10 protein-coding genes and 2 pseudogenes are annotated in these 14,093 nt (G+C 38.4%); 1 reads left to right on the forward strand and 11 read right to left on the reverse strand.

Annotation, left to right across the window (positions count from 1 at the left end; translation table 11 throughout):
- From IIC38_16530 to IIC38_16540, 3 genes are all read right to left on the reverse strand, one after another.
- Positions 1 to 262: BrnA antitoxin family protein (locus IIC38_16530; GenBank protein MCH8127542.1), on the reverse strand; the 262-nt coding region annotated here is incomplete at its 3' end.
- Positions 225 to 548 carry a BrnT family toxin gene (locus IIC38_16535; protein ID MCH8127543.1) on the reverse strand — a complete coding sequence of 108 codons (324 nt, stop codon included), beginning with the start codon at positions 546 to 548 and terminating at the stop codon, positions 225 to 227. The genes IIC38_16535 and IIC38_16530, both read right to left, overlap by 38 nt.
- Positions 549 to 692: 144 nt before the next feature.
- Complete coding sequence (locus IIC38_16540; protein MCH8127544.1) at positions 693 to 2,516, reverse strand: MFS transporter; 1,824 nt, start codon at positions 2,514 to 2,516, stop codon at positions 693 to 695.
- Positions 2,517 to 2,782: 266 nt separating this feature from the next.
- On the opposite strand from IIC38_16540, the gene IIC38_16545 reads away from it, so the two are divergent.
- Entirely contained in the window at positions 2,783 to 3,985 is a 1,203-nt protein-coding gene (locus IIC38_16545; GenBank protein MCH8127545.1) for an ISAzo13 family transposase, read from the forward strand.
- A gap of 140 nt (positions 3,986 to 4,125) precedes the next feature.
- Here IIC38_16545 and IIC38_16550 read toward each other — a convergent pair whose 3' ends face one another.
- The 8 genes and pseudogenes from IIC38_16550 to IIC38_16585 form a co-directional block, all read right to left on the reverse strand.
- Positions 4,126 to 5,973 (reverse strand): DUF2339 domain-containing protein, encoded by a 1,848-nt coding sequence (locus IIC38_16550; GenBank protein ID MCH8127546.1) that lies wholly within the window; start codon positions 5,971 to 5,973, stop codon positions 4,126 to 4,128.
- Positions 5,974 to 6,182: 209 nt separating this feature from the next.
- A complete protein-coding gene (gene thiI / locus IIC38_16555; GenBank protein MCH8127547.1) occupies positions 6,183 to 7,481 on the reverse strand; it encodes a tRNA 4-thiouridine(8) synthase ThiI in 1,299 nt (432 codons plus the stop codon).
- 65 nt (positions 7,482 to 7,546) lie between these two features.
- Positions 7,547 to 10,170, reverse strand: a pseudogene (locus IIC38_16560) (DEAD/DEAH box helicase family protein).
- Between the two features lie 6 nt (positions 10,171 to 10,176).
- Positions 10,177 to 10,737 carry a DUF4276 family protein gene (locus tag IIC38_16565; protein MCH8127548.1) on the reverse strand — a complete coding sequence of 187 codons (561 nt, stop codon included), beginning with the start codon at positions 10,735 to 10,737 and terminating at the stop codon, positions 10,177 to 10,179.
- The gene (locus tag IIC38_16570) at positions 10,734 to 11,930 is read right to left on the reverse strand and encodes an AAA family ATPase (protein MCH8127549.1); all 1,197 of its coding nucleotides are present in this window, start codon (positions 11,928 to 11,930) and stop codon (positions 10,734 to 10,736) included. The genes IIC38_16565 and IIC38_16570 overlap by 4 nt, the downstream gene beginning before the upstream one ends.
- A gap of 27 nt (positions 11,931 to 11,957) precedes the next feature.
- Positions 11,958 to 12,266 carry a hypothetical protein gene (locus tag IIC38_16575; GenBank protein ID MCH8127550.1) on the reverse strand — a complete coding sequence of 103 codons (309 nt, stop codon included), beginning with the start codon at positions 12,264 to 12,266 and terminating at the stop codon, positions 11,958 to 11,960.
- 1 nt (position 12,267) lies between these two features.
- Positions 12,268 to 13,425, reverse strand: a complete 1,158-nt coding sequence (locus IIC38_16580) for a putative DNA binding domain-containing protein (protein ID MCH8127551.1) — start codon at positions 13,423 to 13,425, stop codon at positions 12,268 to 12,270.
- Positions 13,426 to 13,456: 31 nt separating this feature from the next.
- Positions 13,457 to 13,791, reverse strand: a pseudogene (locus tag IIC38_16585) (hypothetical protein).
- Positions 13,792 to 14,093 lie beyond the last annotated feature (302 nt).

A 14,093-nucleotide genomic window follows, 5' to 3' on the forward strand; every position in this document is an offset into this window, starting at 1 on the left:
ATTCCTTATCTATCCGCTCTTTTAGAAAAATTTTAATCAAAGATTGATAAGGAACGTCTCGTTTGTTGGCAATGATTTTTATGTCGTTCAAGACAGACTCCGGAAGTCGTAGAGAAATGGTTTTAGTAGAGGGCTTTAATCTTGATAAGGCGACTTGTTTGGCTTTATCCCATTCGAAATACTCGGTTGAATCTTCTTTACGCCAGAATTCACGTTCCTCATCCTCATTTTTGAATTTTGGAATGTTTCTTTGCTTGCTCATAGTATATACTTCTTTCTTTTTTGTTCATATCTCTTGCCGAGATTACTCGAATTAAATTCCTTCTTATTGCGAAAACAACGAATAAAAAACGATTGAATTCGGTATGTCCTAAAACATACCATCGTTTTTCAGTCCGTGAATGTTTAGGGTCATCGGCAATAATTAATGGTTTATTGAAAAAAACTTGTTCGCATTCAGCATCTGTGACTTGGTGACGAAGCCAATTTTTTCCTGTGTTCCCTTTATCCCATTGAAAACCTTCACATCTTTTCAATAATTCAGACATAACAAATGTATATTACGACAATATACATTTATTATCAACAGGTTTTAAAGTCTTTCAGGATAAATTGATTTAAGCCGTGCATTACAGTTAACGACATGGCTTATCCGTCACGAGAGATTTTTACGTTTTATTCCAAAATCCTGGTTATTTCACCCCTTCAGCCATCTCTTTAACAACAGCTTCAACCTCCGCCGCTTTTGCATTAGAAGCCAACGGCCTGCCATAATAAATCGTAATAGGATAGGGGATCTTCTTTGGCCACTTCTTTAGAATTTTAGCGCCCTCAAAACTAAAAATACTGCCCCAAACGTTATGCATGTAAATGGGGATGATGGGGCAATCCAAACCCTCCATAATGGTTTCGAAGCCGGGGCGGAATTCATTCATTTTGCCATCCCGGGTAACTTTGCCTTCGGGAAATATACACACCACGTGGTTGTTCTGCAGTTGTTCCCTGGCCTGGTTTAGCGTATTCGCGACAGATTCATGGCCAGCTTTCGGATCGATTGGAATGGTGTTCATCAGTTTCAAAAATCCTTTGATGAGGGGGATGTCATAGAAGCTTTTCAACATGATGAAGCGGATGAAGCGCTGCACAGTCGCTCCAATCAAAAAAGCATCGATGTATGATACGTGATTGGCGATGAGAAGCGCCGGACCGCGAAATGGAAGATTCTCCTCCCCAACGATCTTGATGCGGTAAAAAGTATGTGTCAGCAGCCAAAAGCAAAATCGAACAAAATATTCCGGGATAACCGTGCAAATATATAGTACGGCAAAAATAGTAGCGATACCGACTATCAGATAATTGGTGGAGGGCGAAAGCTCTAATTTTACGGCTAAGAGATAGTAAATCAACGAGCCCAGGACTAAGAAAAGACCGTTGAGTATCCCTGCAGATGCCAGTACTCTTCCTTTTTCATTATCCCTGGCATAGAATTGCAGGTATGCGTAAAGCGGGACAATATAGAGCCCTCCACAAGCGCCGGCAAAAAACAGGATAACCGATGAAGCGCCATAAGACATATCGGTAAAATACAAGGCAATTCCGGCAAACGCCATTCCTAAACCGCCTAACGGCACCAATCCCAACTCTACTTTGTGACCGGACCAACGGCTTGCAAGTAACGAACCGCATGCAATACCGATACCCATAAAAGCCGGCAACAGAGGAAGAAGAGTACTACTATTGCCGCTTTCGGCGAGCATGTTTTTTCCGTAAATCAGAATATTGGTTTGGAATAACAATCCCAGCATCCAGAAATAGCTGTTGGCTAAAGCAGCCAGGAAAAGTGGTTTTTGCCTTTTTAAAAAGAGAATTTCCCTAAATATTCCGGTTAGAGGATTCCATGGAAATGGTCTGTCTATTCCTATTGCCGGAATATCCCGAACAAACAGCACATATATCGATCCGAAAATGGCTATGGCTACACAATATATTGCGACTTTTAAAGTATTATCATCATGAAAAGTGAGCAGTAAACCAGCGATAGCGGTTCCTAATATGATCGCTAAAAAGGTGCTCATCTCTACCCAACTGTTGGCCCTGGTAACTGCCTCAGGTGCACAGGTTTCCGGTATGTATCCATATTTAGCCGGTCCGAAAAAAGTGCTTTGCGAAGCCATTAAAAAAAGAACGAAAAGCATCAGGTTCAGGTTCGCCAGGTAAAATGCTAACGCCCCAAATAACATCACGCCAATTTCGATAAATTTCACAAACCGCATCACTTTGGTTTTGGCATACTTGTCAGCAAAATAACCGGACCAGGGTCCAAAGAGTACAAACGGAACGGTGAATAAAAATGTGGCCAGCGAGATTATTCCTTCGGGGTGATCGGAAACGAGTATTAGCACCACATAAAGCTGCAACAGCATTTTGAAGAAATTATCATTGAAAGCGCCAAGACTCTGGGTAATGATGTAAGCAGAGAATCGTTTTGGAAGATTTAAGGTAGTGGTCTTTTTCATAAATTCGGTGAAGTATTCTTAAATGGAGCTATAGAGCAGTAGTAATTTGTTTGTTTTTGATGACCCTCCTAAACCTCCCCTTATCAAGTGGAGGAATTTCCTCTCATTGTTAAGGAGGGGGGCAGGGGAGGTTTAATTATGCCTTTTTTGATATTGTTAAGTACAATTTTTAAATGTGACAGTAATTATATAATTATGTTTTTTTATACTTAGAGATCGTCACAAAATAACTTGATTATTTAAAATTCTTTTTGTATATTTTCTACATGGAGAATATACAGAAAAGATATGACTTACTCAAGCCAATAATGAACGAGCGATTTCGTCGTTTATGGAGTGCCGTTGAGGCTAAAGTCATAGGGCATGGTGGAATAGGTTTAGTCTCTAAGGCTACAGGACAGTCAAGAACTACAATATCTAATGGTATAAAAGAGTTAGACGCTACTGATAAAATAGATATTGAAGGTGTTAGTAGGAAGCCAGGCGGTGGCAGGAAAAAGATTGTTGATAAAACACCAGAAGTAGAGGCCGAATTGTTACAATTGATAGAACCTACAGTTAGAGGGGAACCGGAGTCACCGATTTTGTGGACAATAAAAAGTTTACGAAATATATCCGAGGAATTAGGAAAACGAGGTTATAACATTAGTCGTAACAGAGTTGCAGAATTATTGAAAAAGAATGGTTTTAGTCTTCAGGCTAATCGAAAGACAGATGAAGGAAAAAGCCATCCGGATCGCGATGCACAATTTCAATATATACATGATAAAGTAATAGAGTTTCAGTCAGTGAATCAACCAGTTATATCAGTAGATACGAAAAAGAAAGAACTGGTAGGTAACTTTAAAAATCAAGGTAGAGAATGGAAACGGAAAGGAGAAGCGGACAGAGTAAAAGTATATGATTTTCCAAGCGATGCAGAAGGAAAGGCTATTCCTTATGGAGTATATGATATAACGCAAAATGTCGGGTGGGTTAGTGTAGGAACGAATCATGATACAGCAGAATTTGCAGTGGAGACGATTCGTAAATGGTGGTATAAGATGGGAAACCTCGTATACAAAAATGCCAAACAATTATTAATTACTGCAGACGGTGGTGGTAGTAATGGTTCAAGAGTAAGATTATGGAAGAAAGAAATACAGAATTTTGCAACTGAAAGTGGTTTAGAAATTTCGATATGTCATTATCCCCCTGGTACGAGTAAATGGAATAAAATTGAACATCGTCTTTTTTCATTTATTACACAAAATTGGCGAGGTAAACCGTTAATAACTTATGAAGTGGTTGTAAAATTAATTGGAGCTACAAAAACTACAAAAGGACTAAAGGTCGACTGTAAATTAGATCATACAGAATATGAAAAAGGACGAAAAGTTAGTGATAAAGAATTTAATAAGATAAATTTAATTAAAGATAGTTTTCATGGTGAGTGGAATTATAAAATTGTACCTAAAATTGTCACATAATAACTCCGTTATTTTGTGACAATGCCTTAGTCGTATATGATTCTAATAATTATTGTTTCTGCTTTATTTATTGACGGATTTGGATTCTCCGCACTAATCAAGTTAGCCATGATTGTTTTTTCTTTAAAAATTCAAGAAATTCACATCGATGTTGTTGAATTTTCTGAAGCTTTAGAATCTCCTTTCCAGAGAGTCTGGAAATAATAGCTGATGATCAAAAAGACTCCGCCAAAACCCAGGAATAATAAAATTCGCCAGATCGCTTTCAATTGGGCGAGGTCAACAATAAATAGTTTTCCAACCACTAAAACCAATGTTCCGACTGCGACATTTCGCAGTTGACCCTGGTTTAGACGAAGCCCGATTATCAAAAGAGTTAATGCATAAATTCCCCAGGCGATTGTTACGTAACCTTGTCCATTGGGTAAACTATGAAGCTCTCTGGCAAACCATCCAAGTAAGGCTACATGGGCGATGAATCGATAAAGATTTTTCTCAAGAGAAGTTTTAAACAGTAACGTGACACCAAAAGATACACAAATCACCCAGAGATCTGTTAATGCTCGTGAGTTGAATACTACAGTTGCCGGAGTTGAAGTTTGATTCAAGCGTCCCCAAAGCCATAATCCAACGATCACAAATAAAATATGAGAAGCCTTGATCAGAATTGTATCTGAGAATCTATGAGCGATCACGGTTAACACAGTCGCTTCAATAGCCAGTATAAACAAAAGCAAATCACCATCAAGAATTAAACAAAAAGCGATAGTTATCAGAAGTATACCAGTTAGTGAGTGGGTTTGTGCAATATTCGTAAAGGAATCTAATCGCTTAAGTTTTAAGTAGACCAAGCCATAAATAAAAGCCATTCCCATTGTGATCCAACCCCATGATTCATCGGATATGGACCAGATCTGCATCGAGAGTAGCAAGGATATTAATGGTGTAGAAACCGATAATATATGGATTTGTCGGTCCATAGATTTATCGGTTTTTTCTGATATTTCCTCACTTAATTCGGAGGACGGGAGTGGCCAGCGATTTGGATTGTTAGCCTTTGCAATTTTGCGTATAACAGGCATTGCCCAAAATGTGAGCCAGGCAAAAACAATTCCACTTTGCAAACTACCATGATCTCCAAATAAACCATGAATCTCATTCGGCAAACCGTTGCTGAGTGCGATCCAAAATACAATCCAACCACCAAGAAAGGAAACCCATAACAGGGATCGCCAACCTCGATAAAAATAGATGGCGCCGGTTCCGGCTAGGATCAGGCAGGTATAACCAACCAGTCCTGGCAAACTGCCGGATTCAGTATACAACAAGAAGGGTGTGCCAAATCCGCCAATTGCCCCAATGAGGGAGAGTATCGCTTCATTCTGTTTTAGGGATAGAACAAATGCAAGCGTGGTAACGGAAACCATGAATACAAATGCAACTGGATGGGAAATTAGGGTATAGAGTTGAAATGCTGAGAACCCACAAATGTAAAATGCTGCGATAGCGCCACCTAACAGCACTTGACTGAAGTGTGGTCGCTTCGAATAGATTCGGAGACCTACAACTAATAACGCTATAGCCAGGGCTAGTCCAAAAGCAACACGGATGACGGGAGTTATCCAGCCTTGGTCAATCGAATATTTGAACAAGAATACCACGCCAAAAAGAAGAAGTCCGATGCCGATTTTATTGAGCCAGAACTCACTGGTTTGCATATTTTCAGGGATTTGGAAAGTTTTCCGACTTGGCAAAGGCTTTTGGGATGGCGCAATAGGAGGTTTTGGCTTTGGGCTTACAGGCGGTTGAACATGTTCTCGAGAGTGAGTTTCTGATTGTAAACTTTCTTTCGCGACTTCCTCCGGAAGATTTTGTTCTTTTGGGATTAACGGTTCATCTAACTGTTTAAGCAAATGTTGGAGTTCTTCAACACGTTTTTCCAACTGCTCAACACGGTCATTTAAATTTTTGTCATTTTGATCTGACATTTATAACTCCACTAAAATCATATTCCCAGGGTTTGCACTACAACTCAGTCTATAGTGACAGGAAATTACAGCAATGGTTAGGAAATGTCAAGGGAAAACTTGCAACAGAATTTGTATTACAATAAGCAATAGGCCACGGATTTACACAGATTTTCACGGATGAAAATGGAGATCGTCTGTTATTTGTCTGTGGAAGTCTGTGGCAAAAATCACTTTATTCGCCTTCCACCTTCGAATTTCATTTCGATCACTTCGGAAAGGGTATCATCGATCATCTTCTGATAATCAGGAAAGATATTTATTTCAATCCCGGAAAGTTGTTCATGATCTGAAACTGTTTTGGGATGTCGGCTGATTAATGAACAACAATCTTTATATTCTTCAATTGAATCTTCAAATGTGCCAATTTGTTTGGCCATCTTGACAATATCATTTTTACTGTAAGTCAACAGGGGGCGAAAAACCGGTAAGTCTGTGGCATGTGAAAGCGAAACGATATTGGGCAGCGTTTGAGAAGCCACTTGTCCCAGGCTATCCCCATTTACTATTGCCTGAGCATGAATTTTATTGCCGAGCTGTTCGGCTACCCGCGCCATAAAGCGGCGGAAAATAACCAGGTCATATGGCACTTTATGGCCGAGTAATGCGATGTCAAAATAAGTGTAGGGGACAAGATAGAGCCGGGAGCGGAGAGTGTGGTTGCTCAAATGTTGAGCGATGCGAGTGACTTTATAGGAATCAGCTTCGTCTTGCTGCATGGATGTCGCGGTAAAGTGAATAAAATCTACAGAACAGCCGCGGCCTGCAATCAAATAAACCGCGACGGGTGAATCAATACCGCCTGATAGCAACGCAATAACTTTTCCTGCCGTGCCCACCGGCAGCCCGCCAGGCCCTCTCTCTTTTCTACTGAAGATATAGTAACTATCCGCCTGAAATTCTGCATAAAATGTTTCGTCCGGGTTGGTGAGATCTACCTTGTCCCAGTCCGTGTTTGTTATGATGGCATGCCCTAATTGACCTTCGATTTGAATGGAATTGAAGGGCAAAGATTTTACCGCTCGTTTTACCCGCACACAAAAGGTTTTGCCAGGCGAGAATCTTTTTTTGGCCAGTTCGATAAAATGGTTTTCTAATTGGGCTGTATCTGACTCATGCGATTCTCCAATAAAATCTTGATGAGGAACTTTTTTTGCAGATGTGAGCCAGGCAACACCAAAAATCTCCCGGACCTTTTGGAATATTGCTTCACTTGAGCTTTCATATTTATCCGGAATGACCACATACAGATACCCCCGAGTCTCATAGACCGGACAGTCAAATCCTATATTTTTTAACATGAACCTGATGTTTTCTTTGAGCTTTTTACGAAAAACAGGCTGATTTTTCCCCTTCAATCCAATTTCACTGTCATAGTGGATGAGGATTGTGTTTGAATAGTTTTGTGATGAAGATAGCACCGAGATGAATTTTGTATTTTTGCTATTTGAGATATATCTGTTTTTCATCTTTTCCTTTTAAAAGATTTACCCATTTTCCCCTGCTATTACATTGGATGTGTGAAAGCGGTTTCTCAATCCAATTCACCCACAGTTGCAACCTGCCTGTATTTAATATCTTCAAACTCATTAAAATGAGCATACCCGCATTTTATCTTCCTTTCTTCACTTGTCTTTAATTCCTGTCCTGCTGATTTTGTTTCGGCGACAAAATAAACCGTTTTTTCATTCTTCTTTATTAAAGCCCAGTCAGGGTTATAATTTCCGATTGGCGTTTTAATCTTGAACCAGAATGGAATTTTGAAATAAAATTCAATGTCGTCTCTGCTTTCACATTCTTTGGCAAAATTATATTCAACATTGGAGTCAAGCGGAAAAAGATTACTGTAAATGGTTTTATCTTCCTTATTTATCTTAAACGTCAGGTTATCGACATGAATTTCATAGTCCTCAAACAATCTCATTTCATATTCTTTTGAACCGATTTTTTCGTATTTAATACCTTCAATCATTAAATCCGTGAGAACATCTTTTATTGCAATTACAGTATTGTCCAAAAAAAGCTGTGGATTAATTAATACTTCCGCAATTCTTTCCGATTTTTTAAGGATTTCCAGAATCGTCGTGCGGGTCAGCTCAGTTCTTTCCTGTATGTAATAAAGAACATCAGGTATTTGGAATACACCATCCAGTGATGTTACGTAAGAGGCTTTTGTTTCCATTACAATACCCGCCTCATCAAATTTAAGAGACGTTTTAGTTGTCTTAATTACCGCTTTTTTGATAGAGGGCATTTGATTAACTGCTTTTGCCGTTTTTTTAATCAGTTCAGCAGTATCATATTCAACCCGATACGTGGTTTGCTGTTTTATTCTTTCCCAGATGTCTCTGAATTTTTCATCCAGTTCAAAACCTTTCCGATACCTTACCGTTGCCCTTTTCCGTTTGTTTTAATTCTGCCTTTAAAAGATACGCCGCAATCTAGTTCAATCTCAGACTGTAATTGCTTAGCAAAATCTTCATAAGATTCATTTGCGATTACTGTCAATCGGTTAATGTTTTTGTCTTGTATTCGGACTCCTTCCTGATTAACTGAAAGTCTTAAGCCTCTGCCGATTTCCTGTCTTTTTTTTAACTCGGATTGCGTTTCGTTCAAGGTACATATCTGAAAAACATTTGGGTTGTCCCAGCCTTCACGGAGAGCGGAATGGCTGAAAATAAACCGCAATGGCTCGGTATTATCAAGAAGTTTTTCTTTGTTTTTCATGATCAGTTTAAAGGTATCATCGTCTGCCTGTGTATTTCCCTTTGTATCTTTCCATTTACCTTTCTTATCCGCTGAAAAATAGCCATTGTGAACTTCATCCACATCAAACGGAATTAAACTTTTGAATGCGGATTTGAAGGATATTTCCTTGTATATTTCTTCAAACCATTTGGCTAATTTGCCTTTAACCGGAATACCGTCCGAATCATAATCACGGTAATTGGCTACACGGTCTATAAAGAAAAGAGAAAGCACCTTTATCCCTTTGCTTTTAAACTCTCTTTCTTTTAAGAAATGTTCTTCAACTGTTTTCCGAATTTGAACTTTCATAATCTCATCGGAAAGCCCACCGAATGTATCGCCCACAAAAATGGTTTCGCCGTTTGAAAGCTCAACTAAACTTTCGGAAATATCAATTCCATTTAGTATATAACCGTTTTTATAAATCTCTCGTTTGTTGGATAAATCGTATAAATCATCGCCCACTTTTGCGGAAACGGATTTTCTTTTGACACCATCAGGCGTATTTACATCTATTTTGATTTTAGCGGAAGTGCGTGTCTTTGTTGCTGTTACTTTTTCAAGACAAAAGTACGCTTCATTAAAATCATTCTCAGTAATAATAGAATCCACTTCAATCTGTTTTACCAGGCCAAGATCATAGGCTTTTACGGGATCAAGGCTGTAAACCATATTGTAACGGTTGGTGTGGGTTGCAGAGTAACGTAGCGTGCAAAGCGAATTCAAGTTCTCAAGCGCTTTTTTCCTGATTTCCGTTTCCATGTTTTGCGGTTCATCCACAATAACAATGGGAGAGGTAGTTTGTATAAATTCAATCGGTTTTTTGCCTGTCAGTTTGTCATTAGTCTTGTTTATTATATTTTCATCTTTGGCAAAGGAATCGATATTGATAACAAGAATTTGAATATTATTATTAATGGCAAAATTTCTTAAATTGGATACCCTCTTGGAGTCGTACACATCAAAATTAACCGGCGTCTTATCGTAAAGGTTTTGAAAATGGTCAAAGGTTATTTCAAGGTTTTTTAATACGCCTTCACGGATAGCAATGGAGGGAACAACAATAACGAATTTTTTAAACCCGTATTTTTTATTCAACTCATAAATGGTGCGAAGATACACATAGGTTTTACCGGTTCCGGTTTCCATTTCCACAGAAAAATTCATGCCGTCCAGTTTTTCGGAGACAGGCAACACATTCTTCTTTTGGATTTCCTGAATATTTTTTAGAGTTTGTTCTACACTTATTTCTAATCGATTTCCAACCCCGCCTTCCCGGAACATATAATTTTCAGAACTTATTGAAAAGCTGAAATCACCCTGGTTTAATGGTTGACCTTTAAATATTCCAACAATAGCGCTTATCGCATCGTGCTGAAATTGCTGGTTGGGGTCGAAGTGGAGTTTCATGATAATTTAAATTTCAAGTATGTTTTTAATACCAGTAATAAAAACGTTAAAGCTATTCGAGCGTGTATTATCTAGCTTCAAGTATTCTCCAATCGCCCTTGAACCAGATATCTTTTGATAAATTCTCTTTGTGAGGCGCTCTAATTCATCTGATGGCGCTTGAATGGAATCCGGATTACGATATCTTTTTTTCACCTGGTACTTTGCAATTCCAGGTAACTCCAACCCATGCTCAACTGCTTCCAAGTCGCCTAAATACCAACTTTCCAATTCGTGGCAAGCTATTCGAACAAGAGTGTGCGGCTTTTTATCTTCCGGGCACAACTTCAAAAGATTAAATTTTACTGTTTTACAGTCAGCCGAATCCTGGTCTCGCAATATAATAAATTTCGAATTTGGAAGTTTCCATCCCCGCAACTTTCTTGCTAATTTTTTTTCAAGATCCTGTTTCCCTTCAAAAACAACATAACGTATAAATATATTTTCTTGAACTATCAGGCGGCGTAGGAGAACTTCTAATAAAGCTTCCGCCGAGGGCTCTTCGAGAAAAAAAACGAGATTTATCATAAAGGATCAACCCCTTCAAAAAAGCCTTCTTTCCACAGGTATCCCATTTTATCTCCGTCCGACATATAGGCAGCAATTTGTGCATCTTCACTCGCACGAATAATAGAAGTATATCCGTTTTTTTTGACTAACATAAATACTTCTTCCAGTTTTGCGGCATTAAGAAAATCAGGCGAGTGAGTTGAGACAAAAACCTGACCGCCTCCAATGGAATAAGCTCTGAATTCTTCCGCTAATTCAGCAAGCAATTTTGGATACAGTTGGTTTTCCGGTTCCTCAATGCACAATAAAGGATGAGGGTTGGGATCGTGCAGAAGGATAAGATAGGCAAACATTTTTATTGTACCATCCGACACATAGCGGGCAAGGAAAGGATCCTTAAAAGTTCCATCCTGGAATTTTAATAATACTCTTCCTTCTTCCGTTGTTTTTGCATCGACTTTTGTTATCCCCGGAATACGTTTCGTAAGAGATTTAAGAATTAAATCAAAGACAGATTTGTGGTTCTGATAAAGAAACTGAGTTACCAGAGCTAAATTTTCCCCTTCCCGTGACAAATGTTCTGCATAGCCGGCGTCCTGCGTTTGCCTTGCTGCGCTAATATGAAAATCAGAAACGTGCCAGTTTTCAATCATTTGCCCAAGCTCCATAACGGCCGGATATTTCTTAAATTGGGCAAGCCCTTTTATCGCCAAAATATTTGGTTTCGCAAGAGATTGTTGTTCCCGTTCTAACTGTGATTCATCTGTAACATCATCAAACTCATTAGTAACGGCACGCCCCTCCCCCCTTGAAAATTCAAGAAATTTCCACGGCTGTCCATGGCTGCCTCTGCGGTAGCGCAATTCTTCTCGCTCAACTATGGGTTGTCCGTTTTCTTCGTTGATCGCCAATGTGTAGGTTGCAAGTGGGTTTTTCTTTTTGTCATCAGATTTCATTTCAAAACGGAACTTGATTTCTATTTCTATTGGTCCATCAGAATCTCTACTATGTACTTCTTTATATCCGCCGCGTTTACTTAATGCAATTTGAACATTATCCGTAAGTGCATCCTTAAGAAAGCCAAATACATCGAACAAAGTACTTTTACCTGTTCCATTTGCACCTACAATTATGCAAAAAGAAGGAATCTCTCTCATTTCTATTTCTTTAAAAGCTTTAAAATTTTTAAGACTAATAGTTTCTATTTTCATCTTTTTACTCCTCACACCACCTTAAATTCAATCCCTACATCTTTCATCTAACAATGTGGCATTGGTTTTTAATTGGTCATTGTTATTAAACAAACGGTCGAGTGTAATTACCTTTTGCGGGTTTACATCAAGAACCGTCTTAATGATTTCTTTATTCATCTTATCAAGAATTAATGCAATTTCAGTTTTATTCACAAGGTAAAAGCCGTCTTTTTCTTCAATCTTTGCGGTAGGCGAAACGCCGGACTTCAAGAATGGTTGACCTTTAAATATTCCAACAATAGCGCTTATCGCATCGTGCTGAAATTGCTGGTTGGGGTCGAAGTGAAGTTTCATTTTATTGTGCAGGCCTATGGATTGTAACCTTAAAATAGTCAGCTTCCAAATTGCTCTCAAAGTCAATATGCGGATAAGCTTTCAATGAATTTAATATTCCACTCCCAATACCCCTGTACGGCAATAAGTCGATAGCATAGGAAGTAAGCAGAATATTTCTGTCCCTTCTTTGTATTCCCCTCTTAATATCTTCGACTGTCAGATTGTTTGGAAGCCTGCCTGGGTTTTTTATTTCCACCCGATTGGGGAAGATATATAGTTTAATGGAATCTTCAATAAAATAATCCCTATGGAAAATTGCATTGATAAGTAATTCCTTGATGACCAATTCCGGAATTTCCAAATCGCCAATACTGTTGAAGTCTTTGTCTTTTTGTATGCGGTTTAATTTACTCACAACAAAGTCTTTGCCTTTGTTGTATTTTTCTACCATAGTGCCATAAATATTATCACTTGAACGATACTTGTCAGTTAGAAATTCATTTGTGTCAAACCATATTGCGTTAATACAGAACTGGGGGATAATGGCCCTGTTATTGTTACCAAACAGGAGCAAAGAAGCAAGGGTTAGATTGTCATTTACTAAAAGTTTCAGGTTATTCAGAATCCGTTCAACCTCACCTTTTTTATCAATAATTACCTCTTCAAAGCGATTTTTATAAAACTCTTTGAATAATCCGATGTTTACATCAGCAAGCGTTGCATTTCCGATAATTTGCTGCTCGGCATAAAGCAACTTTTTTTCCTGCATTAACCTTGACATTTCTGCATTGTCGATCACCTTTCGTTTATTCGGCCCGCTGCGCACCCACACAGAGTGGTTCTTGTCCCTGTATAAAGTGATTCCCTTTTCGATGTAAATCAACAACACATTCTTGTCTTCTATTTTGACAACTTCTGTCCAGATGCTGCCGATAGGCGGCTTTGTATTATTGGCAGCAAGATTCATAGCGAGGTTCTGGTATTTCTTGAGTTGGTCTTTGCTGAGTCCCTTGACATCTGCATTATCGTCTACCCCAATAATCAATAATCCGCCTAATGAATTGGCAAAAGCAACCATTTCCGCGTTAAGTTTATCAGGGGAATCTATATCGCCCTTAAACTCGACTTTGCTTGTTTCCCCTTGACTAATTATTTCCAATAATTCTGATACTTCCATAATTAGTAAATCCTTTTGTGCTGACTAAATGCTACACAACCTTAAATTCAATCCCCGCATCCTTCATCTGCAATGCGGTATTGGTTTTTAGCTGGTCATTGTTATTAAATAAACGGTCGAGTGTAATTACTTTTTGCGGTGTTGCCTCAAGAACCTTCTGAATAATTGTCATATCTATTTTTTCAAGAATTAATACAATTTCAGTATCATTTGCATGGTTAATCCGGTCTTGTTAAATTCAATATCCTCCCCCAAAGCGGCTTTCAGTTTTTCCCAGTCAATCTTGTTTTCGGTAAATGCTTCGGGAATAATTTCTTTTAGCTTATTCAGCTTTTCTTCTGTAATATTCGCTGACTTTCCATCCATTATATTTTATCCCAAATTCTTTACTTCTGTCCACGGTATGTTCTTCAACAAATAAGTAAAACAATCTATGATAATTATCAAATAGAACTGAATAGAAAATTAATATTAGATTAAAATTATATAAATCTAAAGTCTCCTCTATTAGTTTGCTTATCATATCTTCAAATAAATTGCTTGCAAATTAACATTTTCATTGTTCATTGTTCATTGTTCATTGTTCATTGTTCATTGTTCATTGTTCATTGTTCATTGCTGATCGATACCGCCCTGCACAATAAATCAGTCGATTGCAATATTTTTCC

The organism is candidate division KSB1 bacterium (assembly GCA_022566355.1).
Lineage (GTDB): Bacteria > Zhuqueibacterota > JdFR-76 > JdFR-76 > DREG01 > JADFJB01.

What these genes read in the sequence shown, in the direction of transcription:
- IIC38_16570 (MCH8127549.1), bottom strand. Translation starts at nt 11,930, where the DNA reads ATGAAAATAGAAACTATTAGTCTTAAAAATTTTAAAGCTTTTAAAGAA.
- IIC38_16550 (MCH8127546.1), bottom strand. Translation starts at nt 5,973, where the DNA reads ATGTCAGATCAAAATGACAAAAATTTAAATGACCGTGTTGAGCAGTTG.
- IIC38_16535 (MCH8127543.1), bottom strand. Translation starts at nt 548, where the DNA reads ATGTCTGAATTATTGAAAAGATGTGAAGGTTTTCAATGGGATAAAGGG.
- IIC38_16565 (MCH8127548.1), bottom strand. Translation starts at nt 10,737, where the DNA reads ATGATAAATCTCGTTTTTTTTCTCGAAGAGCCCTCGGCGGAAGCTTTA.
- IIC38_16580 (MCH8127551.1), bottom strand. Translation starts at nt 13,425, where the DNA reads ATGGAAGTATCAGAATTATTGGAAATAATTAGTCAAGGGGAAACAAGC.
- IIC38_16575 (MCH8127550.1), bottom strand. Translation starts at nt 12,266, where the DNA reads ATGAAACTTCACTTCGACCCCAACCAGCAATTTCAGCACGATGCGATA.
- thiI (MCH8127547.1), bottom strand. Translation starts at nt 7,481, where the DNA reads ATGAAAAACAGATATATCTCAAATAGCAAAAATACAAAATTCATCTCG.
- IIC38_16540 (MCH8127544.1), bottom strand. Translation starts at nt 2,516, where the DNA reads ATGAAAAAGACCACTACCTTAAATCTTCCAAAACGATTCTCTGCTTAC.
- IIC38_16545 (MCH8127545.1), top strand. Translation starts at nt 2,783, where the DNA reads ATGGAGAATATACAGAAAAGATATGACTTACTCAAGCCAATAATGAAC.